Raw genomic sequence first — 26983 nt, forward strand, 5'->3', positions numbered from 1 at the left:
TCTGTGGATGCAGGCTGGATGAAAACATCCCGCTCTCTTTCGAAGAAGACTGAAAAAGGGTGTATAAATTACCAGCGTTATACGGTTAAATAGCAGGCTTAGCCAGACAGACCAGCCAGGGCATTCCTGCGCGGGCGGCGCTGGGCAGGAGTACGGTGGATGGAGCTGGATGTGAGGGGCTTGGATGTGTTGATTGCCCTGGTCGCCTTGGCGCTGGGTTTGCTGATCGGGCTGTGGCTGCGGGCGCGCATGAGTGCGCCTGTCGAGCAGGCCTTGGCGGATCGCTGCGCACGTCTGGAACAAGACTTGGCCCATGCACAGGAGCAGACTCAGGATGCGCAGGACCGGACAGTGGAGCTGGACAAGGAACTGATACGCCGCGATGCCCAGTTGCAGGCTCAGGAAATGCGCAATCAGGCCATACAAGAGGACCTGGCGCATAGCCGCGAGCAGATGCGTTTGCAGTTCGAGTCTTTGGCCCAGCAGATTTTGGAGGCCAAAGGACAGACCTTGCGTCAGGACAGTCAGCGCACTTTGGATGAAATGCTGCGGCCGTTCCGGGAGCAATTGGCTGGATTTCAATTGCGCGTGAATCAAGTACACGATGAGTCCGTCAAAGGCCAGACCGCCTTGAATCTGGAACTGCAACGTATGCAGGAAATGGGCTTGCGCATGAGTGCTGAGGCTCACTCACTGGCGGTGGCTCTGAAGGGCGATAAAAAGACTACTGGCAACTGGGGTGAAACGCAGCTGGAAAAAACGCTGGAAGTGGCCGGTTTGGTGCGAGGCGTCCACTTCGATACACAATGGCAGGCCCGCGACGAGCAAGGCCGCTTGCGATACCCCGACTTCGTCGTGCACCTGCCGCAGGACAAGCATCTGGTGCTCGATTGCAAAGTGTCCCTGGTGGATTACGACCGTGCTATCCGCGCTGAGACTGACGAGGAACGTCAACAAAGCCTGCAAGCGCATGTGCAAGCGCTACGCAATCATATTGATGATCTGGCCTCCAAGGATTACAGCGCCTTGGCAGGCTTGAACAGCCCCGGCTTCGTGTTCATGTACGTGCCCATTGAAGCGGCCTATATGCAGGCTTTGCAGCAGCATCATGGCCTGTTTGACTACGGCCTGGGTAAGAACGTCCTGATGGTTTCACACACGACCTTGCTGCCTATTTTGCGCACCGTAGCCAATATCTGGATGATGGTGCGCAGCAACGAGCAGGCCCACGAACTAAGCCAGCGCGCAGGTGATATCTACAACCAGGTATCCATCCTGGCCGAGCGCCTGAAAAAGCTGGGTGAAACCTTGGGGCAGGCGGGCAAGCACTACAACAACACGGTGACCGCGTTGGCAGGCCAGCAAGGTTTGTACGGGAAAGTCAGCCGCTTTGCCGAGCTATCGGCCAGGGCTAAACGTACCCAGCCCGGCATTGAGCCCTTGCATACCGATATAGAGCACGAGCGCTTGGATTGGGTCTTGCCGGAAGAGGTGGAGCCAGTTCAGGACAAAGAGCCAGATACCTAATCTGGAGCAGGCTTGAGGATATAGGGTAGATTGCAGGCCGAAAAAGCACATGGCGTCCGAGTACGCCGTGCAGCTCACATCGATTTATTGTTTATTCCGCGCGTCGTCGCTCAGGCATGAGCAGGTCCATGAAAGGACACGACTTTGGGCCTTGGCTTTTGCTCTGCCTGCCAAAGATCGTAGTGGGACTGCATGTTGATCCACATTTCAGCACTGGTTCCAAGGGCGTCGCGCAGGCGTAAGGCCATGTCTGCCGAAATACCGGCAGAACCATTGAGAATGCGCGATAAGGCTGCACGCGTTACGCCAAGGCGGGATGCCGCCTCAGTGACACTGAGTTCGCCCAAGTATTCCCGCAAGACCGGGCCGGGGTGGGATGGGTTGTGCATACGCATAATGTTTTCCTAGTGATAGTCCTGGTAGTCCACCAAAACAGCGTCTTCGCCTTCAAAGTAAAAGGTTAGACGCCAGTTTCCGCTAACCGATATTGTGTAGTGATCTTGTACAGATTGGCCTTTGGGGTTTTTGCCAGATAACTTGTGGAGCTTCCATCCGGGGGCGTTCATATCTTCCGCTTGAGTAGCAGAGTGCAGGGCCGTTAACTGAATCTGAAGGCGAACAGCATGCTTGGCTTGAATGCCGGATTTGGAGCCGGTTTCAAAGTAAGCCTGAAGACCCTTGTGTCGGAAGCTCTTAATCATTTGTATAGTGTATATGATCGCTATACGATATGCAAATATTGACGTTATTCTTGGCCTATTTGCTGTTTCGCCTGGGTTGAGTTTTTGAACTGGCTGAGGGGCGTTGAGGCTGGTTTAGTGCGGTCGATGGCTTTTATGGTTGAGCGCCATCATCCTGCTCAATAAGCTCCAGCCACTGCTCCACCAATTGCGGTGCGCTGAACAGATAGCCTTGCAGTGCATGGCAGCCGCGACGCAGCAGAAATTCTTTTTGCTGCTCGTTTTCCACGCCCTCGGCCACGACGTGCAGTCCTAGTTGCCGTGCCATCGCCAGCACGGTGCGCACAATGGCGTTGGCTTCTTGCTCCATGGGGACTCCCAGGATCAGGCTGCGGTCCATTTTCAGCTCGTATAGCGGTAGGCGGCGGATGGCGGCCAGGTTGGAATAGCCAGTGCCAAAGTCGTCCATGGAAAAACGGATGCCCAGATCTTTCAGCTCGCGCATCATGGTGTTGGCGGAGGAAAAGTCTTCCATCAGCACGCCTTCGGTGATTTCAAAGATCAGGCGATGGGCCGGTGCGCCGCTGGTCTCCAGGATCTGGCGTGTACGGCGGGCAAAGTCAGGGCGACGGAATTGAATCGGGCTGACGTTGATGGAAATGGGGAAGCTGCATTCCTGGGTCTGCAGCAGCAGATCACAGACGGAGGCCATGATCCAGTCGCCCAAGGGGGTGATTAAGTCCGTGCTTTCGGCCAGCGGAATGAACAGGTTGGGTGTCAGCATGCCGCGTGTCGGGTGCAGCCAGCGCAGCAGCACTTCGGCCCCGCAGATGCGGTTTTGCTTGTCGTACTGGGACTGGACAAACAGGCGCAACTGATCCGAACCAATGGCAAATCGCAGGTCGTGCTGCAGGCTCAGGTGTTCTTCAAGCGCCTCTTGCATGCCAGGTTCGTACAAGGTGATCTGGTTGCGGCCATTCTCCTTGGAGCGATACATGGCGGTGTCGGCCTGACGCATGAGGTCCTCAGAGGTCAGGGTGCTGTCGGTAATCAGCGCCAGGCCAATACTGCTGCTGCTCAGATAGGAGTGGCCTTCGATGCTGTAGGGCTCCTCCAGGCGGGTGCGTACCAGTTCGGCAAACTCCAGGGCCTCCTTGTAGCAGTCACGCACAGTGCCGGGATGCAGCATTTTCAGGATGACGAATTCGTCCCCGCCCAGACGGGCCACGATGTCCTGGGGATCAATCATCAAGGACAGGCGGCGCGCCACTTTGCGCAGCAAGGCATCGCCAATGGCGTGGCCGCGCGCATCATTGATGTGCTTGAAACGATCCAGATCCAGGAAATACAAGGCACCCGGCCGTTTGTACGGCTCGATGGTCTGCAGATGACGCTCCAGGCGCTGCAGCAACAAACGGCGGTTGGGTAGCTCGGTCAGTGGGTCGTAGAAGGCCAGTCGGTAGTTCTCCGACTGGGTGGCCTTCAAGGCCGAGATATTGGTGGAAATACAGTACAGATTGGTTTGTCGGGTCTCGGGGTCTTTGACCGGCATTTTGATGGAGAAGAACGTCGCGCGTATATCGCCTTTCCGGTCGCGCACCACTTCCTCTACCGCCAGGCGCTCCCCGCTATACAGCACCTGCTCGTCGTTATGACGGAACTCGTTAATGGTCTGCTTGTTGGCGTACAGGTCCTGATCGGTTTTGCCCACAATGCTGACCGTGGTGTAGTTCAGGTCCTCGCACAGCTTGCGGTTGGCATATTGATAACGAAACTGGTCGTCCTTGATGTAGACGTAGGCATCAATCGCATCCAGCACGGTATGCAGATGGTGCTCGGTACGGACCAGCTTCTTGCGCTGACGACGCAGGCCGATGCGCATCAGGGTGACGGTCAGCAGAGCAATGGTCAGCAAGACGCCCAGCGTCAGCAAGGCGGGGATAATCCAGGGCTTGGTCGGTTTTTCGATCAGGCGCAGGCCCCACTGATTCAGTGTTTCTGTATAGAACGGGTCGTTATTGTCTTGCCATTGCTTGATGTTCGCATCAATGGCGGCCAGCAAATCCAGGTGGCGGTCCTTGGCTGTGACAAAGTAAGTATTGGTAGGCTCCAGCCGGATGGGGGCGGTTTTCAGGCCATGTTCGCCGGCATGACGCACCCCATATAAATGGCCGACTACGGCGGCGTCGGCCTGTTTGCTCTGGACCAGTTTCAGTGCGTTGTACTGGGAGTCGGTAATGACCAGCTTGGAACCCAGCTCCAGTTTTTGCAAAATATTGTAGAGCTGGGTTAACTGCAGGGTTCCGCTCATGACGGCAATGCGTTTGCCATTGAGGTCATTTAGCGCGCCAATGTGGGTGCTTTTGCCCGTAAATATCTGTGACCAGTCCTCCAGCACGGCTCGGCTGTGGTAGCTGTATAAGGCGGCTCGTTCGGGAGAGTAGGCCAGGCCTGGCACGATATCGAGCAGGTCATTTTGCAGGGCATTGAGACATTGTTGCCATTCGCATTGCACGGCTTCCAGTGTCCAGCCTTCGCGCTTGGCAATTTCCAGCAGCAGCTCGCCCATAATGCCGCCGGGGCGTGCCTGGCTGTCCAAGAGGAGTTTGGGCGGGTTTTCGTAGATTCCCACACGTACGACGTGTTGCTGGGAGTGGGGGGGCGGCATGGACGGGGGGCGACACAAACCCCAGAGCGACCAGCATGCCTAGCATGTATATTGCCCTGCGCAGCGATAGAGTAAAAAGGCGGGGCAAATTCATAGGGTAATAGCTGCGCAAAGCAGGTAATCAGGGGCGGGTGCGGTCATGCAACAATGATGTGACTAATTTAACTGAATATCGAGATGTGGGGCGGATGGGTGCCGTATTTCGGGGATAAATAGCAGGAGCAGGTTAATGGCGGATTGTGAAACGGTAGAGGTGTGTGTTAAGGGGCGGGTGCAGGGCGTCGGGTTTCGAGCCAGTGCCTTGCGCCATGCTCATTTGTATGGCGTCAAAGGCTGGGTCAGCAATGCCGGTGATGGTTCGGTTGAGCTGCTGTTGCAAGGCAGTGCCGATGCCATAGATCGTATGGTGAGCTGGCTGTATATCGGCCCGGAACAGGCGGTGGTTGAACACGTGGATATACAGCGCTCTTATACCGATAAGCGGTACGATTTTTTTGAGATTCGCTAACAAGCGCGAACGGCGGTGTCAGCACTGAGTGGGCCTGCCCCCAAAAAGAAATAATTATAGTTATTTGCGGGCAAACCCTAGGAAAACATTTGTTTTTTTTGACGTTCTCCAGATTAACATGCGTTTTATTGTGTTGAGGTCTGAGTAGGACGACAAATGGAGCCCTTGTTGCGTTTGCAGCGTATCTTGCCTGGCCTGACGCCCGAGTTGCGTCGCGCTGCTCAATGGGTGGAGCGCCACCCGGTTGAAGTCAGCCTGTGGTCCATGCGCAAACAGGCGCAGGAGTTGTCCGTTGCTCCGGCAACCATGCTGCGTCTGGCCAAGGCGGCGGGCTATGAAAGCTATGACTGCTTTCGTGAGCCGTTTCAGCAGGCTTTGCATCGCAATGGCGGCACGATGGCAGCGCGGGCCCAGAATTTGCAAGGCAACCGGGCTTCAGAGCAACAAACACGGTACTTGGGGGAGCAACAGGAGATGGCCCTGGAGTCTGTCCTGCGGCTCAATTCGGTCAGCGTTCTGGACGCTTGTGCCCAGGCGATTCTGGGTGCTTCCAAAGTGGGTTTCATGGGTTTGGGAGTGAGCTTTGCCTGTGCGTTCCAGATGCATTATGCGTATCAATTGATACGCGGTAATGGCGTCTTGCTGAACCGGGCGGTGGACTTGTTTCTGGAACTGGAAGCGGGTCTGGACAGCGGGGGGGTGCTGCTTGTGATCAGCCAGACCCCGTATGTGAAAGCCGTGGTCAATAGTGTGCAGCAGGCGGTGCAGCGTGGCATTACCGTGGTCGCCATAACGGACAGCGTGCTCTCTCCGGTGGCGCAGGGAGCCGAGCATGTCTTGTTGTTTGATGCGCAGACCAGCGAGCAACCAGCGGCCAGTTTTTTTCATTCTCTAGTGGGCACCGTCACGGTTGCCGAGCATTTGTTGGCACGAATTGCCACCTTGGGTGGCAAGACGGTGGTGCAGCGCCTGGCGCAGCTGGAGTCTTCATTTCGAAGTCAGGGAGTTTATTGGCAACAGGACGAAGCGGTTGGTTCCGCTCCGTCTACGTAAAGAAACCGGTCTTACCGGCTATACAAACAGGGGAGACCCCCATGGGAGACACAAAGATGGAACACATTAGCAAAAAAACAGGCAAGAAAACGGTATGGGCGCTGAGTGCAACAGCGGCCATGTGCGCCATGTTGCTCAGCCCCTTGCCTGCCAGCGCCCAGCAGAAGTTTGTCAGTATCGGGACGGGTGGTGTGACCGGGGTGTATTACGCGGCGGGTGGCGCGATTTGCCGTCTGGTCAATAAGGATCGGGGTACTGACGGTGTGCGTTGCTCGGTGGAATCCACGGGCGGTTCGGTCTTTAACGTCAACACCATCAAGGCGGGCGAGCTGGACCTGGGCGTGGTGCAGTCTGATGTGGGCTACAACGCGTACAACGGTGAAGGCCAATTCAAGGATGGCGGGGCTTACAAGAAGCTACGCTCGGTATTCTCCATTCATCCGGAGCCCTTTACGGTGCTGTCTCGCAAAGAGGCCAATGTCAGCAAGTTTGACGACTTCAAGGGCAAGCGTTTTAACGTAGGCAATCCGGGTTCGGGCACGCGCGCCTCTATGGATCAGTTGCTGCAGGCCATGGGGCTGGATAACAGCTTTTTCTCGCTGGCCTCGGAGCTGCGCCCGGACGAGCACGGCCCGGCACTGTGTGATGGCAAGATTGACGGCTTTATCTATGGCGTAGGCCATCCCTCGGCCAATATTCAGGATCCCACCACCTCTTGCGGTGCCAAGCTGGTGCCTCTGACCGGTCCTGCGGTGGACAAGCTGGTCGAGACTTATCCCTACTACGCCAAGGTTGCGATTCCCGGCGGCCTGTACCCCAATAATCCTGACGACGTTCAGACCTATGGCGTTCTGGCGACCTTTGTGACGTCCGAGGATGTGCCCGAAGAGTCCGTCTACAACGTCGTCAAGGCAGTGTTCGACAACTTTGATGACTTCAAGCGTCTGCATCCTGCATTGGCGAATCTGAAGAAAGAGGACATGGTCAAAAACGGCCTGTCTGCTCCTTTGCACAAAGGGGCTGAAAAGTACTTCAAGGAAAAAGGGCTGCTGTAAGACAGTCTGATTGACACCAGGTTGGCTGTGCCAGCCTGGCCGCAAGTGCCATGGCCATAGCTGTGGCCTTGCCTCTGGTCTGGAGGACCTGGGCGAATCAGCCCAGGTAGATCGGGTGCTTTGCCGGCGGTGTCGGCGGTGCCGGTGCTCTATGCCAGGTTTTCCTGGAGACGAATGTAAATGACACAACAAGAACATAAAAAAGCGGGGCCGGACATGGCCCTGACACAGGATGAAACGGCTGAACTGGAAAAACTGGTTGCCGATGTCGATCGTGGTGGCCGTTCTGTGGCAGGTGCCGCAGGTATGGTTTTGTTTTTGGCTGCAATAGGCTGGTCCTTGTTTCAGCTTTGGTATGCCTCTCCGCTGCCGTTTGCCCTGAATCTGGGCATTTTCAATGACACTGAAGCGCGAGCCCTGCATTTGGGCATCGCCATGTTCCTGGCTTATCTGGCTTTCCCTGCCCGCAAGCAGTCCGCACGGGACAGAATTCCGATTCATGACTGGCTCTTGGCTCTGATTGCGGCCTTTTGCGGCTCGTATTTGTTCTTTTTCTATAAAGAGCTGGCGACGCGCCCCGGTATCCCCACCACGATGGATGTGGTGGTGGCCAGTATGGGCCTGGTGTTGCTGCTGGAGGCGACGCGGCGCTCGTTGGGCGCGCCCATGGCGGTGCTGGCGATTGTGTTTATTGCCTATATTTTTCTGGGGCCCTGGCTGCCTGATGCCTTGTCTCACCGGGGCGCCTCCTTGCAGCGCCTGGTCTCGCATATGTGGCTGACCACGGAGGGCGTGTACGGGGTTGCGCTGGGCGTTTCGGTCTCGTACATCTTTATTTTTGTACTGCTTGGCTCCTTGCTGGATCGCTGTGGGGCGGGCAATTACATGATGCAGGTCTCGTTTGCCTTGCTGGGACATTTGCGGGGTGGGCCAGCCAAAGTGGCTGTGGTCTCCTCGGCCGTGAACGGGATTGTGTCGGCTTCTTCCGTTGCCAATGTGGTGACGGGCGGTATTTTCACCATTCCCCTGATGAAAAAAGCGGGCTACGGCGGTATTCGGGCCGGGGCGATTGAAACAGCCTCGTCCGTCAATGGTCAGATCATGCCGCCTGTCATGGGGGCGGCTGCCTTTTTGATGATTGAATACGTCGGCATCCCTTACACCGACATCATTCGTCATGCCCTGCTGCCTGCAGTCATTTCATACATCGCACTGTTTTATATCGTGCACCTGGAAGCGCTGAAGCTGGGTATTCAACCCATGATGGCCTCTGGCAAGCCCAAGACCTTTACGCAGAAACTGGCAGGGTGGGGCATGGGCACGGCCGGCACCTTGATTGTGATGGGGCTGGTCTACTGGATAGGTGTCGGCGTGCAGGCCGTAGCCGGTGAGGCAGCGATCTGGATTTTGCTGCTTTTGCTGCTGGTGCTGTATGTGTTTTTGCTGAAAGTGGCCGCGGACCACGAAGATCTGCCCACCGACATTAATGTGAACACGCCGGTGCGCCCCGAGCCGTGGCCTACCGTCCGTGCCGGTTTGTATTTCCTGATTCCAATCGGCATTTTGGTCTGGTGCCTGACCGTCGAGGTCATGTCCGCCGGTCTGTCGGCTTTCTGGGCGGTAGTGGCCATGTTGTTTCAGATGGCCACGCAGCGCCCCATCATCGCCTGGTTTCGCAAGCAGGCAACGGCTCAGCCGCTGCGCCAGGGTGTCAGCGAGGTATGGACAGGACTGCAGGAAGGTGCCCGCAATATGGTGGGCATCGGGATTGCCTGCGGGACCGCTGGCCTGATTGTGGGAGCCATTACCCTGACCGGTCTGGGCCTGCGCATGACGGCCTTTGTGGAGCTGGTCTCCATGGGCAATGTGCTGGTGATGCTGTTCTTTACGGCTGCTGTGTGTCTGGTTTTGGGTTTGGGCATGCCCACCACCGCCAACTACATTCTGATGGCGACGCTGATGGCTCCCGTCGTGGTGGAGCTGGGGGCGCAAAGCGGAATGGTGATCCCGCTGATTGCCGTCCATATGTTCGTGTTCTATTACGGGATCATGGCGGATATTACGCCGCCGGTGGGGCTGGCGACCTTTGCGGCCGCTGCCATTTCAGGTGAGGACCCGATCAAGACCGGGGTGCAGGGCGTCACTTATGCGATGCGTACGGCGGTGCTGCCCTTCATGTTCATCTTCAACCCCATGCTCTTGTTGATCGGCATACACAGTGCCTGGGAGTTGGTCCTGGTCGTGGTGGGCGCAACCGTGGCCTCTTTGGCATTTGCGGCAGCAACAATGGGCTGGTTGCGTATCAAAACCAGCTGGCTGGAGACGATCCTGCTGTTGCTGGTCACGTTCATGCTGTTCCGTCCGGACTGGTTCATGGACCATGTCAGCGAGAAATACCAAAGTCGTCCTGCCTCCGAGTTGATGCAGGTGGTGCAGAGCACCCCCGACGGGGGCAATCTGGTGGTGCAACTGGCCGGGATGAACCTGGAAGGCAAGGATTTGCAGAAAACAGTTGCCGTGTCCCTGCCTGCCTTGCCGGAAGGGGATCAGGCTACGGGTCTGGCCGCGGCCAGCAAGCGCCTGTCCTTGGCAGGTCTGACGGTCATGGCTTTTGGGGACACGGCGCAAGTGGCGTCGGTTGCCTTTGGCAGCTCGGCGCGCAGGGCCGGATGGGAGCAGGGCTGGGATATCCAGCAGGTGAAGGTGCCGCACCCCGATCGTCCTTCCGAGTTCTGGGTGTTTGTTCCTGCCTTCCTGATCTTGATCTGGTTGTGGACAAGGCAGGGTGTGCGCATGCGGCGCGCTTTGCCGCCGCACGGTACGGCCCAAACCTGATTGCAATGATGGCAAGAGCCAGCCGCCCCTGTGGCGGCTGGTAGTACACTGATGGCCCTGGATTTCAGGCCCGCTGCGCCAGCGGGCCGTTTTCTGTTTGGCTTTTGTCATGACACCGATCAGTAACGCTCCACCCGTACCCTCGCGTAATGGGGTCAGTCCCAGCAAAGTATGGTGCCCGCGCGGCCCCTGGACATCGCTGGACGCTTTCCTCCTGGAGCGCTTTCCACATATGGACCCGGACGTATTGCGAGAGCGCCTGGCGCGGGGCGATATTCTGGATCAGAACGGCGTGCCGCAGCAGCCAGGCTCCAGCTATCAGCCTGATCGTTGGCTGTGGTATTTCCGCATGGTGGAGAACGAAGCGGTCGTGCCTTTCGAGATGCCTGTTCTGTACGCGGATGATCGTCTGATTGCGGTGGACAAGCCGCATTTTCTGGCGACAACGCCGGGCGGGCGCTACTTGTATGAAACTGCGCTGACTCGTCTGCGCCGGGACTTTGCAGAGGATGGCATCAGCCCCATCCATAGGCTGGACAGGGAAACGGCGGGTATCTTGCTGTTCTGCCGTGACCCAGCGGCTCGCGGGGCCTACCAGTCCTTGTTTCAGCAGGGCGGGATCGAGAAGGAATATGAAGCCGTCGCACCGTTTCAGGACAAACTGGCAAATGGGCTGGTGTACAGCAGCTGCATGAAGGAAGTGCCGGGCCGTTTCGTGATGGAAGAGGTCGCGGGCGAGCCAAACAGCAGTACTGAAATTCTGTGTGAGCGCCAGTGGCACAATGGGCAAGGGCAGCATTTGGCACTGTATCGCTTGCGCCCTCATAGTGGCCGCAAACACCAGCTGCGGGTGCATCTGAGCAGTCTGGGGGCGCCTATCATCAATGATGTGTTTTATCCCGAACTGCTGCCGGAGCGCGAAGCGGACGACTTCAGCCAGCCCTTGCAGTTACTGGCACGGCATATTGCTTTTGTAGACCCTTTAACGGGTCAGCCACGGCGCTTTAGCAGTCAGCGTCAGCTGGAGCTTGCCTAGGGTTGCCTTAGTAATCGCGGAAAATACCCTCGATTTCCTCGTGTTCCAGCTTGCTGGCCAGACACAGCATCAACAAGATTCGGGCTTTTTGCGCGGGCAGATAATGCGCGGCGATGGTGTGATGGTCTTCATCGTAAGCGCTGTCGGTCACTGGCCCTGCATGGATACGAGAGGCCCGCACGCAGACCACTCCCAGTCGGTGCGCCCGGCTGACGCCTTCCAGCGCTCCGGGGGTCAGGCTGCCGTTGCCGGTTGCCGCCACCACAATGCCTTGCACACCGCTTTGTGCTGCGTGGCGATACAGTTCCGCCAGCGTATCCGGGTGATCGTAAAAGATCTGAACTTTAGGCAAGCTGTGCAAGGAGCGCACATCGAACAGGCTGCTGTGCGTGTGGGGCAGCAGGCAGCGCATCATGAAACGCGGCTGGCCGCCTGCAACCAGACCCAGTGGACCGGCATCGGGTGAGCCGAAGGCGCTGGTCAGGGTGGTGTGTTGCTTGCTCAGGAAACGGGCGCTGTGTATCTGGTCGTTGAGCAGCACCAGCACGCCCTGATCCTGTGCTAGCGAAGAGCAGGCTACTTGCACGGCTTGATACAGATTCAGCGGACCGTCTGCGCTCAGGGCCGAGGCCGGGCGCATGGCAGCTACCATGACTACGGGCTTGTCGGTTTTCAGGGTCAGATGCAGGAAAAAAGCGCTTTCTTCCAGCGTATCGGTGCCGTGTGTCACTACTGCGCCGTTGATGTCCGGCCGAGCCAGCAGTTCATTGAGCTTGTGGGACAGCTCCAGCAACATCAGCGAGCCCATGGCCCGGCTGTCCACATTGAACACCTGATGGCATTCCAGATCGGCTAGTTCATTAATGCCGGGCACGGCTTGCAGCAGCGTGTGCACGCCCTGGGTGATGTCGTAATCGGTCAGGCCAGTATTGGACTGGGTGGTGGCGGCAATCGTGCCGCCGGTGCCCACCAGAGCCAGTTTGGGGCGTATTGGCATGTGAGAGTGCTCCGCGTCCAGTTGTTGCGTCAGGGGGTGCGGAGAGTCTGGGATAAGGCCGGTTTAGCGGCGAACTTTCAACCAGCGCTCGATCAGGTGCACCACCGACAGCAGGGTAAAGTTGATCAGCAGGTACAACAGACCTGCAATAACAAAGGTCTCGATGATGGCGTAGTTCTGGTTCATCAAGCGTTTGGCATGGCCGGTCAGGTCCATGACGGCAATGGTCGAGGCCAGGCTGGTGCCTTTAATAGCCAGCACAATTTCATTACTGTACGCGGGCAAGGCCTGACGAATCGCCAAAGGAAACGCCACGCGACGAAAGCGCATCCAGGCGGACATGCCGATGGATTTGGCCGCTTCGATCTGGCCAACCGGCACAGCCTGAAAACCACCCCGGAAAACTTCACTGACGTAGGCGCCACTATTGAGGCCAATGGCCAGAATCGCACAGCGCATGCCATCGCTAAATAGCCACCACAGAGCGGGTGACTCTTTGACAAAGCCCAGGGTGCCGACGCCGTAGTACAGCAGGAACAACTGCACCAGCAGCGGGGTACCGCGAAATACGGTGCTGTAGCTAAAGGCGAAGCTGCGCAAAATGCGACTATGAGACTGGCGCATCAGGGCCAGTGACAGGCCGATGAGCAGCGACAGCACAATGCCCCACAGGCCGATATACACGCTCATGCCAAACCCTTTGAACAGGGTTTCGACGGTCGTATTGAATAATTCCAGATCAATCATGCCTGGGCTCTCATGCCTTTGCCGGTGTAGCGTTCGGCCAGCAAAAACAGGGCCTGACTACAGGCACCAATCAGAAAATAAAGCACGCCCGCAATCAGGTACATGGCCATGGGTTCGCGCGTGTTGGCGGCACCCAGGGTAGCCGCACGCATGATCTCGACCAGACCCACCAGGGAGATCAGGGCCGTGTCTTTCAATGCGGTTTGCCAGACGTTATTGGCGCCGGGCAGGGCGTACCAGAACATTTGCGGCAGGATAATGCGGCGCAGGCGCTGCCAGGGGGACATGCCAATGGCTTTAGCGGCCTCGATCTGGCCTTCGGGAATGGCTTGCAAGGCACCGCGAAACACTTCCACGCTGTAAGAGCCTGCAATCAGGCCGATGGCCAGAATGCCAACCAGCGCGGGGAACCAGCGCGTCATCACATCTTCCATGCGCATGAAATCGGCCAGGTCGGAGACGACCTGGACCGAGCCAAAGAACAGCAGGTAGATGATGAGCAGCTCGGGGATACTGCGAACAACCGTGGTGTACAGGCTAACGGGGCCACGCAGCCAGCGTGGCCCGTTGGTCTTGATGCTGGCTCCTGTAATCCCAATGACTACGCCAAGGGCCATGCCCAAAACGGAGATCAGCAAGGTCATTGCTGCTCCGCGAAGGAACATCCAGCCCCAGCCTTCGCGCAGCACATTAAAAATGGTCTCTAGCATCAAGTGGTACTTCTCGACTTATTTCTTGCAGATCTCGTAGTTGGCGATGTCGATGTCAAACCACTTTTCGCTGGCGGTCTTGACGGTGCCATCGTCGATCAGCTTGCACAGGGCAGCGTCAACCTTGGCTTTCAGTTCTGCATTGTCTTTGTGAATACCGACGGCAATGCCATAACCCAGAGTTTCAGGGTCGGAAGAGCCTTTGATGACCAGCTTGGACAGGGCAAAGTTGTCCTCGCCGACTTTATGCAGGAACTTGGACTGGGAGGTCAGATCGGCAAAGGTGCCGTTCAGACGACCGGCGTCCAGATCGATTTGCATCTGGTCCAGAGTTTCGTAGTTCTTGATGGTGGTCTTGGGGGCTTTCTTGGCCAGGAAAGCGCCGTGAGTGGTGCCACCTTGAACGCCAATGGTTTTGCCAGCCAGGCCATCAAAAATAGCTTGTTCGTTGTCCGCGCCAACCAGATCGCTGTTCTTGGGCAGAACGAAAATGGCGTCCTCAACAGCGTAAGGAATACTGAAGTTCACGCGTTTGGCACGCTCGGGGGTGTAGGACATGCCCGAGATGATCAGGTCAAAGCGCTTAGCATCCAGCGAAGGGATCAGGCTGTCAAAGGCTTGCACGATGAATTTGCAGTCGCTGTTCAGCTCTTTGCACAGGGCAGCGCCCACGTCGGCGTCAAAGCCGGTGACCTTACCGGCTGCGTCCACCATGCTCCATGGTGGGTAACCACCTTCGGTACCGATTTTCAGGGTGTCTGCCATTGCAGCCTGGGAGCCCAACAGGGCCAGGCTGGCACAGATCAGGGTCTTGCTGAGGAAACTCATGGTCTGGCTCTCCTTTGTGGAAAGGCTGGTGAGGGCCGTATTGGCCCTGCTGGTTTTCCAGCCTGTGTCGTATTCACGAAGCGATGATCTTACTGCATTGGTTGTAGAAACTGCTGTAGACGTTCGGATTGTGGCCTATCGAACAGGTCTTTGGGGTGGCCACGTTCTTCAATCAGGCCGTTGTGCATGAAAATGGTCTCGGAAGACACGTCACGCGCAAAATTCATTTCGTGGGTGACCAGGATCATGGTGCGGCCTTCCTGGGCCAGCTGGCGAATCACACGCAGCACTTCGCCCACCATTTCCGGGTCCAGCGCCGAAGTCGGTTCGTCAAACAGCAGGACATCCGGGTCCATGGCCAGGGCACGGGCAATGGCCACGCGCTGCTGCTGGCCGCCGGACAGCTCGGCCGGGTAAGCATCGCATTTATTGCTCAGGCCTACCTTGCCCAGCAGTTCGCGGGCGTATTCAGCCGCTTCACGGGCCGGGCGGCCTTTGACGTGGATGGGGCCTTCGGTGACGTTTTGCAGTACCGTGCGGTGCGACCACAGATTGAAGTTCTGAAACACCATTCCCAAGCGGGCGCGGACTTGTTCCAGCAGGCGCGGGTTGTCCGTCTGGCAAATGCCCTTGCGATTGCGATGGCTGCGCAAAATGTCATTACCGATCTGGATTTCGCCCTGATCGGGGACGACCAGGTGGTTAATGCAGCGCAGCAGGGTACTTTTGCCCGAGCCGGAGGCTCCAATAATGGAGAGCACATCGCCCTTGTGAGCTTGCAGGGAAATGCCCTTGAGCACCTCGTTGGTGCCAAAGCGTTTGTGGATGTCGCGTACCTGGACCGCCGCGTTCAGGTCATTGGTATTCACAGCAACGTCCTTGCGGTCAAAGAGAAAGGGGGTAAGGGTTTCATACGGGTGTCATATCCTGGATGCCCGATTCTACCGCTTTCCCCCTGTTTTTTTTGCACAAGCGCTGTATTTTGCTCATAAAAAGCGGCATAAACCGAGTACGCCGCCTTACGAGCTTAGGGATACAGGCCGCGTACCTGACGAGATTCCAGAATGCGGGCGCAACCCACAATAAAGGCAGCCGTACGCAAGGTGACGTTGTGCTCTTTGGCAACCGCCGCCACCGTGGTGTAGGCCGAGCGCATCATCATTTCCAGACGGTTGTTGATTTCGTCCTCGGTCCAGAAAAAGCTGGAGAAATCCTGGACCCACTCGAAGTAGGACACGGTCACGCCACCGGCGTTGGCCACCACGTCCGGAACAATGGTCACGCCCTTGTCGTTCAGGATGTCGTCGGCTTCGGGGGTGGTGGGGCCATTGGCGCCTTCGATCACAATGCGGGCGCGGATGCGGTCGGCATTGTTCTTGTTGATCTGGCCTTCCAGCGCGGCCGGGATCAGTAGATCGGTTTCAATATGCCAGAAGTCTTCGTTGGAAATGGCCTCGGCATTGGGTGCCCCGGCCAGACCTTTGTGCTGCTCCATGTGGTTCAGCAAGGCCAGCACGTCCAGACCGTTGGGGTTGTACACCGTGCCGGTGTGATCCTGTACGGCCAGCACCTTGGCGCCGGCCTCCTGGAACAGGCGGGCGGCGGTACCACCCACGTTACCGAAGCCTTGCACAATGACGCGGGCGCCATTCAGGTCGATACCGGCGTCGCGGGCCGCTTCACAACCCACGGTATACACGCCGCGGCCAGTGGCTTCCACACGGCCAAGACTACCGCCCAGGGACACCGGCTTGCCGGTGACTACGCCGGTGCTGGTCCCGCCCACGTTCATGGAGTAGGTGTCCATCATCCAGGCCATGGTCTGGGCGTTGGTGTTCACATCCGGTGCAGGAATGTCCTTGTTGGGGCCGATGATCACACCAATCTCGCTGGTGTAGCGGCGGGTGATGCGCTCCAGTTCGGCCTGGGAATGGTTGCGCGGGTCAATACGAATACCGCCCTTGGCACCGCCAAAGGGCAGGTTCACGGCAGCCGATTTGATCGACATCCAGGCAGCCAGGGCCATCACCTCGGACAGGGTGACGTCCTGGTGGTAGCGCACGCCGCCCTTGCCTGGGCCACGGGAAGTATTGTGCTGAACGCGATAGCCCTCAAAGTGGGCCACGGTGCCGTTATCCAGTTCAATGGGTACGTCGACAATCAGCGTGCGCTTGGGGCGCTTGAGTGTTTCAACCCATCGGGACAATTTGCCCAGATACGGAGTGACTCGCTCCACTTGTTCGAGATAAATACCCCACGGGCCGACGTCGTCGGCGTTCAGGTATGACGGCAAAGCATGGGTGGGACGATCTGTCATGAGCTCCTCGATAAGGTTGGGGAAACGGGATACGAGTACACAGTGAAGACGCAAAATGCGCACAGACGCAGAACCTGGCAAACACGCTGTGGATTGGCTTAGCGGTGGCCGTGTGCAACAGTTATGCTATCGGAAATGGCCGCTGTTGTGTTTGCAGCGTTTGCGATGGTTTTATCTGGGTGCTGGTGCATTGATGGCTTCTTCTGACTCTTCCCTTTCTGGTCGCTTGGCGCAATTGCGCCAACGTATCGAACAGGCTTGCTTGCAGGCCGGCCGCCCTGCGGATGCGGTGGCTCTTTTACCGGTAAGCAAAACCTTTCCTGTGCCCGTGCTGGCGCAAGCTCTGGATTTGGGCCTGTCGCGAATGGGTGAGAACAAGGTTCAGGAGATTCGGGACAAGCAGGCCGAGCTGGCCGATCGCGCGGTGCAGTGGGTGATGATAGGCCATCTGCAGAGCAATAAGGCCAAAGATATTGCACGCTTGGCCAGCGAAGTACAGTCTTTGGACCGTTTGTCGCTGGCCCAGGCCCTGGATCGGCACCTGCAAACCGAGCAGCGCAGCCTGGATGTGCTGATCCAGGTCAAGACTTCGCCTGAGCCCAGCAAGTTTGGGCTGGCACCCGAGGAGTTGCCGGCTTTCATGCAGTCCCTGCGTTCGCTGGATACCCTGAAAGTGCGGGGTCTGATGACCATGGCCGTCAATAGCGAAGACCCTCAGGCGGTACGTGCCTGCTTTGCGACTTTGCGCCAGTGGCGCGATCGTCTGGTGGAGCTGGGCCATGAACAGTTGCAAGGCCTGTCCATGGGCATGAGCGGGGATTTCGAGCTGGCGATTCAGGAAGGCTCCACCGAAGTTCGGGTCGGCTCGGCCCTGTTTGGCGCACGCGAATACCGCTAATCGATATCAGCATCGTTACTAATGCCCTGCACAGGGCTGTCCGCGCATAATGTCTCTGCGCATCCCGCACGGGATGCTTAATACTTAAAAAAAACAGCGCCAAAAGCGCTGTCTACACGCATGGAGGAGACATCATGCATTGGAAGAACTTTGGAGCCGGTGTGCTGTTGCTAAGCGCCAGCCTGACAGGAACGGCGATGGCAGCAGACTGGCCCCAGTCTGCCGTCACCTGGGTAGTGCCTTATCCCGCAGGCGGTGGTTCAGACGTGATTGCCCGTTTAGTGGCCAAGCAGCTGGAAAGCAGCCTGGGCCAGACCTTGATTGTGGAAAACAAGCCAGGTGCTGCCACCATTATTGGCGCCACGTATGTCAGTAATGCCAAACCGGATGGCTACACGGTGGGAACCGCCGATTCGGGCACCCTGGCATTCAATTCCTCCTTGTACAGCAAGCTGCAATACGACCCGGCAGCCTTCACCTATGTGGGGGGTCTGGCCCGTTTCCCCTTGATGTTGGCGGTGCCACAGGAGTCTCCCTACAAGACGGTGGCCGATTTGCTGGAAGCGGCTCGTAAACAGCCTGAAAAACTGACGTCCTCATCGGCCGGTAGTGGCTCGCCCCACCATCTGGCGCTGGAGATGTTCAAGCAGCGCACGGACACCAGGATTGTGCACGTGCCCTACAAGGGTGCCGCGCCCGCCATTCAGGATTTGCTGGGTGGACAGGTGGATATGTCCTTTGTGGATTCCGCCGCCGCACTGTCCAATATCAAGGCAGGCAAATTGCGGGTCTTAGCCGTTGCCACGCCCGAGCGCAGCAGTCTTTTGCCGGATGTGCCAACCATGGCCGAGGCCGGTATTGCCGACTTCTACGCCTATGCCTGGCAAGGTTTGGTGGGCCCACCCAAGATGGACGAAGCTGCCCGTCAGCGCTTGAGCCAGGACTTGATGCAGGCCCTGAAAACGCCTGAACTGGACCAGCGTATCCGCGACATGGGGGTAGAACCCATGCCCATGACGCCCGACGAATTCCAGGCCTACGCCCAGCGTGAACGCGCTGAATGGGCCACGGTTATCGAGCGTGCGGGCATCCGTATGGATTGACGTTCATGCGGTCCACAGTGGCCGCATAATCAGGCGGCATACTCATCGCCGTAACGTTTCAGGCCGTCCAGGTCCAGTACCTGGACACCACCGTATTTGATCAGCAACAGCCCTTCGTTTTCCAGTTGGCGCAGGGCCTGGTTGGCACGCTGGCGCGACACACGTGCCAGGTAGCCGATTTCTTCCTGGGTAATGTCCAGGCGCAGACCTTTTCCGGGGTAGAGCAGCGGGTTGAACAGCTCTGCCAGACAACGTGCCACGCGGGCATCGGGGGTAGACAGGCTGTTGTATTCCGCCTTGCCGATAAATTGCGCCACACGTTCATTGAGCTGATGCAGGAGGTAGCGGTTGAAAGCAATGCTCTGGTCCAGCAAATCGTTAAAACTGTGGGCGGGCAAGCGGGCCACCTGGCAGTCGCGCAAGGCGACCACATCGTATTTGCGTTCTTCGTTTTTCAGCAAGGAGCCTTCGCCTATCCAGCCACCGGCAGGTACCCCTGTCATGGAGGCAATCTTCCCTTCGGAATTTCCCACCGACACTTTGAGCAAACCCGAGAGCACACCAATCCAGGCAGTGGCACGTTCTCCCTTGCGTTCGACGATGGCACCGGCCTCGTATGCGGTGATCAGTGTGTCGCGGCGGACACGCTCTTGCAGCTCGGGTGTCAACAAGCGAAACCAGGCGGCTCGCTCCGATAAAGCATCTACAACATGCATGAGGATTAACCCTCGATAAAGGTCGAATGTCATGTCCGTGACAATCTTCGGGACGGGCAGCCGATAACTTGATTATTAACAGGCTGCAAATAGCTTGAAGGCAGAACATCAGCCTTCTGCCGCAATCATAAGCAGCCTCCTGGACCATAACAAGCCGGGAAAATTCGGAGGAGACATGGTTGTGCGGATGGATAAAGAGCAGGTAGCGGGGTTACCCGGCACCTTCCCAGCCTGGATAGAACACCATGCCCAGGTGCGCGGCAACAAAGTTGCCATGCGCGAAAAAGACCTGGGAATCTGGCAGACCTGGACGTGGCAGGAGCTGGCTGAACAGGCCGAGCAACTGGCTGCGGGCCTGGCCGGGCTGGGTGTCAAGGACGGTCAGCACGTTGCGGTGATCGGTGAAAACCGCCCGCGCTTGTACCTGGCCATGATGGCGGCCCAGATGCTGGGCGCCGTGCCCGTGCCGCTGTATCAGGATGCAGTGGCCCAAGAGATGCTGCATGTATTGCTGGATGCCAGCATACGCGTGGCCGTGGTCGAGGACCAGGAGCAGGTCGACAAGTTGCTGGAAGTCTGGGATCAGTGCCCCGATCTGGATGCGCTGATCTATGACGACCCACGCGGTCTGCGCAATTATCAGCAAGAACAGCTGCAATACATCGAACAGGTCATGGAGCAGGGGCGCTTGCAGTTGGCGCGTGATCCGGACTGTGTGCGTCGTATCTGGAAGGCCATCACGCCTGACCATGCTGCCGCCATGTTCTACACCTCCGGTACCACTGGCAAGCCCAAGGGCGTGGTCTTGACCCACGGCGCGCTGGTGGATCGTGGCCTGGCCATTCAGGAACTGGAATCGCTGACCGATGCCGAGGAAGTGCTGGCTTACCTGCCTCCCGCCTGGATCGGGCAGAACATGTTTTCCTACACGCAGTTCCTGGTCACAGGCTTTACGGTGAATCACCCCGAGTCGCCCGAAACCGTCTCCATCGACCTGCACGATATTGGCCCAACCTATTATTTTGCGCCTCCCCGCGTGCTGGAAGGCTTGCTCACGCAAGTGACTATCCGCATGGAAGATGCCGGTGCCCTGAAGCGCGCCTTATACAAGCGTTTCATGTCCCTGGCCCATCGTGTGGGTGTGCAGATTCTGGACAAGCGCCCTGGCGTGGGGATGTGGGATCGCCTGTGCTATGGCCTGGGCAATATCCTGATTTACGGCCCCTTGCGTAATGCCCTGGGCATGAGCCGCGTGCGTGTGGCTTATACCGCCGGCGAAGCTATTGGCCCCGACCTGTTCGATTTTTACCGCTCCATTGGCATCAACCTGAAGCAGTTGTACGGCGCGACTGAAACCTCGGTCTTCGTTTGCGTGCAGGAAGACGGCCATGTGCGTGCCGACACCGTGGGCCCACCTGTGAAAGGCGTGGAAATCCGCGTGGCCGATAACGGTGAAATTCAGGTGCGCAGCCCCGGTTTGTTCAAGGAGTACTACCGCAATCCCGAGTCCACCGCCGAGTCCTTTACCGAGGACGGCTGGTATCACACGGGCGATGCCGGTTATCTGGACACCGATGGTCAGCTAAAGATCATCGACCGTGCCAAGGACGTGGGCAAACTGGCCGATGGCTCCTTGTTTGCACCCAAGTACATCGAGAACAAGCTCAAGTTCTTCCCCTTCATCAAGGAAGCCGTGGCTTTTGGCGATGGTCAGGAAGAGGTATGTGCCTTTATCAATATTGATCTGGAAGCCGTGGGCAACTGGGCCGAGCGTCGCAACCTGCCTTATGCCGGTTATACCGATCTGGCCGGCAAACCCGAGGTCTATGCCTTGATTCGCGATTGCGTGGCGCAGGTCAATGCTGATCTGGCCAACGATCCCAAGCTGGCTGGCTCGCGTATCAGCGCCTTCCTGATTCTGCATAAAGAGCTGGACCCGGATGACGATGAATTGACCCGTACCCGCAAGGTACGTCGCGGCTTTATCGCGCAAAAGTACAAGGTTCTGGTCGACGCCCTGTTCAACGGTTTGGACAGGCAGTTTGTGGAGACAGAAGTGAAGTTTGAGGATGGGCGCAGCGGGCGCATTTCAGCAGACCTGCACATTGAGCGCATGACTGACGCAGCAGCAAGGAGCGCATGATGAGTGAGGCGCAAATGCCGGGCCGTCGCATTGGCCCAGTGGTACTGGATTTGAAGAATATTTCGCTGTCCTTTGGTGGTGTGAAGGCACTGACCGACATCTCGTTCAACATTCGTGAACACGAGATCCGCTCCATCATTGGCCCGAACGGCGCAGGCAAAAGCTCCATGCTGAACGTCATCAACGGCGTGTATGCACCACAACAAGGCGAGATTGTCTTGCGTGACCAGAGTTATGCCCGCATGAACTCGCGTCACACCGCCGAGCAGGGCATTGCCCGTACTTTCCAGAACCTGGCTCTGTTCAAGGGCATGAGTGTGCTGGACAACATCATGACCGGCCGCAATCTGCACATGAAAAGCGGGGTGTTTGCCCAGGCTTTCCGACTGGGTGGTGCCGAGCGTGAAGAGATTCGTAACCGTGAATACGTGGAAGGCATCATCGACTTCCTGGAGATCCAGGCCTACCGCAAAACGCCGGTAGGACGCCTGCCTTACGGCCTGCAAAAGCGGGTTGACCTGGGTCGGGCGCTGGCGATGCAACCGAGCATTCTGCTGCTTGATGAGCCCATGGCGGGCATGAACATCGAAGAAAAGCAGGATATGTGCCGTTTCATTCTGGATGTGAACGAAGAGTACGGCACCACGATTGTTTTGATTGAACACGATATGGGCGTGGTCATGGATATTTCGGACCGCGTGGTGGTCCTGGACTATGGCAAGAAAATTGGTGACGGAGTACCGGACGAAGTACGACAAAACCCGGACGTCATTCGCGCCTATCTTGGCGCTGGCCATTGAGGGGAACGGACATGGCATTTTTTCTTGAAACCTTGCTGGGCGGGCTGATGAGCGGGATGTTGTACGCCCTGGTCGCGCTGGGCTTTGTGCTGATCTTCAAAGCATCGGGTGTCTTTAACTTTGCACAGGGCGCAATGGTGCTGGTGGCTGCATTGGCCATGGCCCGTCTATCCCAGTGGATTCCGCAGTTGCTGGGCATGGAGCCGGGCATCCTGGGCAATGTGCTGGCGTTTATTGTCTCGGCCATTTTGATGTTTGTGCTGGCTGTCGTCATTGAACGCTGGGTATTGCGTTATCTGGTCAACCAGGAAGGTACGACCTTGCTGATGGCCACCATCGGTATCAGTTACCTGCTCGATGGCTTGGGCCAGATTGTATTTGGCAGCTCCGTGTACTCCATTGATGTGGGCATGCCCAAAGATCCGGCCTTCATTCTGGAGTCCATGTTTGAAGGCGGCGTGCTGGTTAGCCTGGAAGACCTGAGCTCGGCCGTGGTGGCGGCCTTGCTGGTGGTGGCCCTGGCCATCTTCTTCCAATACACCAGCGTGGGCCGTGCACTGCGGGCGGTGGCGGACGATCACCAGGCAGCGCAATCCATTGGTATTCCCTTGAACCGTATCTGGGTCGTGGTCTGGACCGTGGCCGGTTTGGTAGCCCTGGTCGCCGGGATTATTTGGGGCTCCAAATATGGGGTGCAGTTCACCTTGTCGACCGCAGCGCTGCGCGCCTTGCCGGTCGTGATTCTGGGTGGTTTGACCTCGGTGCCTGGTGCCATTGTGGGCGGCCTGATTATCGGTGTGGGCGAGAAGGTGTCCGAGGTGTACCTGGGCCCTTATGTAGGTGGCGGCATCGAGATCTGGTTTGCTTATGTGCTGGCCCTGGTGTTCCTGCTGTTCCGACCACAAGGTCTGTTCGGCGAGAAGATTATTGATCGCGTCTGAGGTGGAGTCGATATGATTTACCGCGAAAATGGTCAGTTCAAAAGCAGCTATCGGGCTGACCAGCAGATTTTTCCCATCCGCCAGGATCGCTATGTGGTGTTGGGCTTGTTGCTGGTGGCATTCTTGCTGGTGCCAGCCATGGCATCCAACTACTTCCTGCAAGCCATTCTGATCCCCTTTCTGATCCTGTCCCTGGCAGCGATTGGCCTGAACATTCTGGTGGGCTATTGCGGCCAGATTTCCATCGGTTCGGGTGCCTTCATGGCCGTGGGCGCTTATGCCGCCTGGAACTTTGGTGTCCGCATCCCTGAATTACCGCTGGTGTTTCAGATCCTGCTGGGCGGTGTGTTTGCCACCTTGGTAGGCGTGGCCTTCGGTATCCCCAGCTTGCGTATCCGTGGCTTGTACCTGGCTGTCACGACCCTGGCCGCGCAGTTCTTTGTGGATTGGGCTTTCCTGCGTATTGCCTTCTTCACGAACTACTCGCCCTCGGGCAACGTGTCGGTGCCTGCCTTGAGCGCCTTTGGCTTGCCAGTTCAAACTCCCATGCAGAAGTACTTGTTCGTACTGATCTTTGTGGTGGTGTTTGCCTTGTTGGCCAAAAACCTGGTGCGTGGCGCAATTGGCCGTCAATGGATGGCGATTCGTGACATGGACGTGGCCGCTGAGGTGATTGGTATTCGCCCGGTTTACGCCAAGCTCACGGCCTTTGCCGTCAGCTCCTTCATCATCGGTGTGGCCGGTGCCTTGTGGGCCTTTGTGCACCTGGGCTCCTGGGAACCGCTGGCTTTTGACCTGAACCGCTCCTTGCAGTTGCTGTTCATCGTCATCATCGGTGGTCTGGGCTCGATTGTGGGCAGCTTCTTTGGCGCTGCTTTCATGGTCTTGCTGCCCGTGTTCCTGACCAACGTGCCGCACTGGTTTGGCGTGTCCATCGGGGTGGATACCGCCTCGCACATTGAACATATGGTATTCGGTGCCCTGATCGTATTTTTCTTGATTGTGGAGCCGCACGGTTTGGCTCGACTCTGGAGTATTGGTAAGGAAAAGCTGCGTTTGTGGCCCTTCCCCCATTAATAGCAGGTAGGCAGTTCATTACAACAACAGCCCCGCCAATCGGGACGGGGTACTTAGACAAATGGTACTTATCGGAGGACCAGGAGATGACAACACGACTGAAACGCGCTGTGCTCGGTTTGAGTGCTTGCGCTGCAATGTTGACCATGAGTACAGCCGCTGTGGCAGCCGAGGAACAGTACATTCCCCTGCTGACCTACCGCACCGGCTCCTTTGCCCCACTGGGTATCCCATGGGCGGACGGCAAGCTGGACTATCTGGCTTTGGTCAATGAACGTGACGGCGGTGTCAATGGTGTCAAGCTGGTGTACGAGGAGTGTGAAACCGCGTATGCCACAGACCGCGGCGTCGAGTGCTACGAGCGCATGAAAGGCAAGAACGGCGGCGCTTCGGGTTTTGATACCCAGTCCACAGGCATTACGTTCGCGCTGACCGACAAGGCCTTTGTCGATGGCGTGACCATTGAAACCATGGGCTACGGCCTGTCGCACTCGGCTAACGGTGCGGTGTTCGAGTGGAACTTCCCGCTGCTGGGCACCTACTGGACGGCGGCTGACGTCATGATCCAGGACATCGCCAAGCAAGTGGGCGAGGACAAGCTGAAAGATCAACGCATTGCTCTGGTCTACCACGACTCGCCTTACGGTAAAGAGCCTATCGCCCTGTTGCAGGCACGTGCCAAAGAGCAAGGCTTCAAGCTGGATCTGTACCCGGTAACCGCTCCTGGCGTGGAACAAAAATCCACCTGGCTGCAAGTGCGCAAGAACCGTCCTGACTTCGTCCTGCTGTGGAGCGCCGGGATCATGACGCCCACCGCTATTCGTGAAGCTCAGGCTGTGGGTTACCCACGCGACAAGATCTACGGTATCTGGTGGGCAGCGTCCGAGAGCGATGTGGTCGATCTGGGTCAGACCGCCAAGGGCTACAAGGGCATCACCATTCACAACAGTGCCGAGGACGGTCCAGTGCATGACGCTGTGCGCGAGATGCACGCCAAAGGCAAAGGCGCTGAAAACGGTGACAAGTACGTCGGCACGCTGGCTCACACCCGCGGCATGATGATTTCCATGATGCAGGTTGAAGCGATTCGCACCGCACAAGAGAAGTTCGGTAAAGGTCAGCACATGACCCCCGAGCAAGTGCGCTGGGGTTTCGAGAACCTGAACCTGGACGAAGCTCGTCTGAAAGAGCTGGGCTTTGAAGGCATCATGCGTCCCGTCAAAACCTCCTGCAACAACCACATGGGCGATGACTGGGCCCGTATCGTGCAGTGGGACGGCAGCAAGTTTGAAGTCGTGTCCGACTGGTATCAGTCCGACAAGAAATACGTTGATCCTTTAGTCAAGGAAATGTCGGCCAAATACGCCGCCGAGAAGAAAATTACGCCTCGCACCTGCGAAGGCTAAACCCAGGCGCCCAGGGTTCGCCCTGGGCACTGCATTGCGTGGGGAAGATTATGAGTGAGACCGTAGGCCAAGTGGATGAGACGCCCATCTTGCTGGACGTCAATGGCATCGAAGTGATTTACAACCACGTCATTCTGGTGCTCAAGGGTGTGTCCTTGCGCGTGCCGGAAGGGCGGATTGTTGCCTTGCTGGGCGCCAACGGTGCCGGTAAAACCACGACCTTGCGGGCCGTATCGAACTTGCTGCGTGCCGAGCGCGGCGATGTGACCAAAGGCCAGATCCATCTGCGTGGCGAACGTATTGACCAACTGACTCCGGCTGATCTGGTTAAGCGCGGCGTGGTGCAGGTGATGGAAGGGCGCCACTGTTTTGCGCACTTGAGCATTGAAGAGAATCTGCTGACCGGGGCTTATACCCGTACCTTGTCACGCGGCGATTTAAGCGCCGAGCTGGACAAGGTGTACCAGTATTTTCCGCGTCTGAAGCAGCGCCGTACCAGTCAGGCCGGCTATACCTCGGGCGGGGAGCAGCAAATGTGTGCCATTGGCCGTGCCTTGATGGCCGACCCGGGCATGATCTTGCTGGATGAACCCTCCATGGGCCTGGCACCGCAGGTGGTGGAAGAAATTTTCGAGATCGTGCGTGACCTGAATCAGCGCGAGCGCGTCAGCTTCTTGTTGGCCGAGCAAAACACCAACGTGGCCCTGAAGTATGCCGACTACGGCTACATCCTGGAAAACGGCCGCGTCATGATGGATGGACCCTCCAAGGCCTTGGCCGAGAACGAAGACGTCAAGGAGTTCTATCTGGGTGTGTCCGGGGGCGAGCGCAAGAGCTTTCGCGACAATAAATTTTATCGACGGCGCAAGCGCTGGTTGGCGTAACTCCGCCACCCCTGACCCCCTTTGACATTTTTAGTTTTGGACAGCTTCTGGCTA

General features: G+C 57.5%; 24 protein-coding genes. 14 read left to right on the forward strand and 10 right to left on the reverse strand.

The window, feature by feature from the left end:
• Positions 1 to 159 precede the first annotated feature (159 nt).
• Positions 160 to 1527, forward strand: coding sequence for a DNA recombination protein RmuC (locus tag CPY64_RS18735; RefSeq protein WP_042484649.1), 1368 nt, complete (start codon positions 160 to 162; stop codon positions 1525 to 1527).
• A 110-nt stretch (positions 1528 to 1637) separates the two neighbouring features.
• Here the strand turns inward: CPY64_RS18735 and CPY64_RS18740 are convergent, their stop codons facing one another.
• The 3 genes from CPY64_RS18740 to CPY64_RS18750 all read right to left on the reverse strand — a co-directional run bounded on the left by CPY64_RS18740 (position 1638) and on the right by CPY64_RS18750 (position 4875).
• The gene (locus tag CPY64_RS18740; RefSeq protein WP_026483809.1) at positions 1638 to 1922 is read right to left on the reverse strand and encodes a HigA family addiction module antitoxin; all 285 of its coding nucleotides are present in this window, start codon (positions 1920 to 1922) and stop codon (positions 1638 to 1640) included.
• 9 nt (positions 1923 to 1931) lie between these two features.
• Entirely contained in the window at positions 1932 to 2228 is a 297-nt protein-coding gene (locus CPY64_RS18745; protein WP_035268575.1) for a type II toxin-antitoxin system RelE/ParE family toxin, read from the reverse strand.
• Between the two features lie 133 nt (positions 2229 to 2361).
• Positions 2362 to 4875 (reverse strand): EAL domain-containing protein, encoded by a 2514-nt coding sequence (locus CPY64_RS18750; RefSeq protein WP_042484643.1) that lies wholly within the window; start codon positions 4873 to 4875, stop codon positions 2362 to 2364.
• A gap of 229 nt (positions 4876 to 5104) precedes the next feature.
• Between CPY64_RS18750 and CPY64_RS18755 the strand changes: the two genes are divergently transcribed.
• From CPY64_RS18755 to CPY64_RS18775, 5 genes are all read left to right on the forward strand, one after another.
• Positions 5105 to 5383 carry an acylphosphatase gene (locus tag CPY64_RS18755; protein ID WP_042484640.1) on the forward strand — a complete coding sequence of 93 codons (279 nt, stop codon included), beginning with the start codon at positions 5105 to 5107 and terminating at the stop codon, positions 5381 to 5383.
• Positions 5384 to 5539: 156 nt separating this feature from the next.
• Positions 5540 to 6436, forward strand: coding sequence for a MurR/RpiR family transcriptional regulator (locus CPY64_RS18760; protein ID WP_042484636.1), 897 nt, complete (start codon positions 5540 to 5542; stop codon positions 6434 to 6436).
• Between the two features lie 56 nt (positions 6437 to 6492).
• Entirely contained in the window at positions 6493 to 7491 is a 999-nt protein-coding gene (locus CPY64_RS18765) for a TAXI family TRAP transporter solute-binding subunit (RefSeq protein WP_096917411.1), read from the forward strand.
• Positions 7492 to 7707: 216 nt separating this feature from the next.
• On the forward strand, positions 7708 to 10326 hold the full coding sequence (locus CPY64_RS18770; protein WP_096917433.1) for a TRAP transporter permease: 2619 nt from the start codon (positions 7708 to 7710) through the stop codon (positions 10324 to 10326).
• 109 nt (positions 10327 to 10435) lie between these two features.
• Entirely contained in the window at positions 10436 to 11362 is a 927-nt protein-coding gene (locus CPY64_RS18775; RefSeq protein WP_042485228.1) for a pseudouridine synthase, read from the forward strand.
• A 7-nt stretch (positions 11363 to 11369) separates the two neighbouring features.
• Here the strand turns inward: CPY64_RS18775 and CPY64_RS18780 are convergent, their stop codons facing one another.
• The 6 genes from CPY64_RS18780 to CPY64_RS18805 form a co-directional block, all read right to left on the reverse strand.
• Entirely contained in the window at positions 11370 to 12359 is a 990-nt protein-coding gene (locus CPY64_RS18780) for an asparaginase (protein WP_042484627.1), read from the reverse strand.
• Between the two features lie 63 nt (positions 12360 to 12422).
• Complete coding sequence (locus CPY64_RS18785; protein WP_080723747.1) at positions 12423 to 13106, reverse strand: ABC transporter permease; 684 nt, start codon at positions 13104 to 13106, stop codon at positions 12423 to 12425.
• Positions 13103 to 13816, reverse strand: coding sequence for an ABC transporter permease (locus CPY64_RS18790; protein ID WP_009460152.1), 714 nt, complete (start codon positions 13814 to 13816; stop codon positions 13103 to 13105). The genes CPY64_RS18785 and CPY64_RS18790 overlap by 4 nt, the downstream gene beginning before the upstream one ends.
• A gap of 18 nt (positions 13817 to 13834) precedes the next feature.
• A complete protein-coding gene (locus tag CPY64_RS18795) occupies positions 13835 to 14644 on the reverse strand; it encodes a transporter substrate-binding domain-containing protein (RefSeq protein ID WP_042484623.1) in 810 nt (269 codons plus the stop codon).
• An 89-nt stretch (positions 14645 to 14733) separates the two neighbouring features.
• Positions 14734 to 15513, reverse strand: a complete 780-nt coding sequence (locus CPY64_RS18800) for an ABC transporter ATP-binding protein (protein ID WP_042484618.1) — start codon at positions 15511 to 15513, stop codon at positions 14734 to 14736.
• 158 nt (positions 15514 to 15671) lie between these two features.
• Entirely contained in the window at positions 15672 to 16961 is a 1290-nt protein-coding gene (locus CPY64_RS18805; RefSeq protein WP_026483801.1) for a Glu/Leu/Phe/Val family dehydrogenase, read from the reverse strand.
• A gap of 193 nt (positions 16962 to 17154) precedes the next feature.
• On the opposite strand from CPY64_RS18805, the gene CPY64_RS18810 reads away from it, so the two are divergent.
• Together CPY64_RS18810 and CPY64_RS18815 are read left to right on the forward strand one after the other, a co-directional pair.
• Entirely contained in the window at positions 17155 to 17859 is a 705-nt protein-coding gene (locus CPY64_RS18810; protein ID WP_042485222.1) for a YggS family pyridoxal phosphate-dependent enzyme, read from the forward strand.
• 134 nt (positions 17860 to 17993) lie between these two features.
• A complete protein-coding gene (locus CPY64_RS18815) occupies positions 17994 to 18962 on the forward strand; it encodes a Bug family tripartite tricarboxylate transporter substrate binding protein (RefSeq protein WP_042484614.1) in 969 nt (322 codons plus the stop codon).
• Between the two features lie 29 nt (positions 18963 to 18991).
• Here the strand turns inward: CPY64_RS18815 and CPY64_RS18820 are convergent, their stop codons facing one another.
• Positions 18992 to 19678 carry a Crp/Fnr family transcriptional regulator gene (locus tag CPY64_RS18820; RefSeq protein WP_042484612.1) on the reverse strand — a complete coding sequence of 229 codons (687 nt, stop codon included), beginning with the start codon at positions 19676 to 19678 and terminating at the stop codon, positions 18992 to 18994.
• 175 nt (positions 19679 to 19853) lie between these two features.
• On the opposite strand from CPY64_RS18820, the gene CPY64_RS18825 reads away from it, so the two are divergent.
• The 6 genes from CPY64_RS18825 to CPY64_RS18850 all read left to right on the forward strand — a co-directional run bounded on the left by CPY64_RS18825 (position 19854) and on the right by CPY64_RS18850 (position 26929).
• Complete coding sequence (locus CPY64_RS18825; RefSeq protein WP_042484610.1) at positions 19854 to 21821, forward strand: AMP-dependent synthetase/ligase; 1968 nt, start codon at positions 19854 to 19856, stop codon at positions 21819 to 21821.
• 14 nt (positions 21822 to 21835) lie between these two features.
• On the forward strand, positions 21836 to 22621 hold the full coding sequence (locus tag CPY64_RS18830) for an ABC transporter ATP-binding protein (protein WP_009460135.1): 786 nt from the start codon (positions 21836 to 21838) through the stop codon (positions 22619 to 22621).
• Between the two features lie 11 nt (positions 22622 to 22632).
• Positions 22633 to 23562: a branched-chain amino acid ABC transporter permease gene (locus tag CPY64_RS18835; RefSeq protein WP_009460134.1), complete on the forward strand. Its 930-nt coding sequence runs from the start codon at positions 22633 to 22635 to the stop codon at positions 23560 to 23562.
• 12 nt (positions 23563 to 23574) lie between these two features.
• Complete coding sequence (locus CPY64_RS18840) at positions 23575 to 24639, forward strand: branched-chain amino acid ABC transporter permease (RefSeq protein ID WP_042484607.1); 1065 nt, start codon at positions 23575 to 23577, stop codon at positions 24637 to 24639.
• A 137-nt stretch (positions 24640 to 24776) separates the two neighbouring features.
• A complete protein-coding gene (locus tag CPY64_RS18845) occupies positions 24777 to 26045 on the forward strand; it encodes an ABC transporter substrate-binding protein (RefSeq protein ID WP_371317302.1) in 1269 nt (422 codons plus the stop codon).
• 50 nt (positions 26046 to 26095) lie between these two features.
• On the forward strand, positions 26096 to 26929 hold the full coding sequence (locus CPY64_RS18850) for an ABC transporter ATP-binding protein (protein ID WP_042484600.1): 834 nt from the start codon (positions 26096 to 26098) through the stop codon (positions 26927 to 26929).
• The last annotated feature ends 54 nt before the right edge of the window (positions 26930 to 26983 follow it).

The organism is Alcaligenes faecalis, assembly GCF_002443155.1.
GTDB lineage: Bacteria > Pseudomonadota > Gammaproteobacteria > Burkholderiales > Burkholderiaceae_B > Alcaligenes > Alcaligenes faecalis.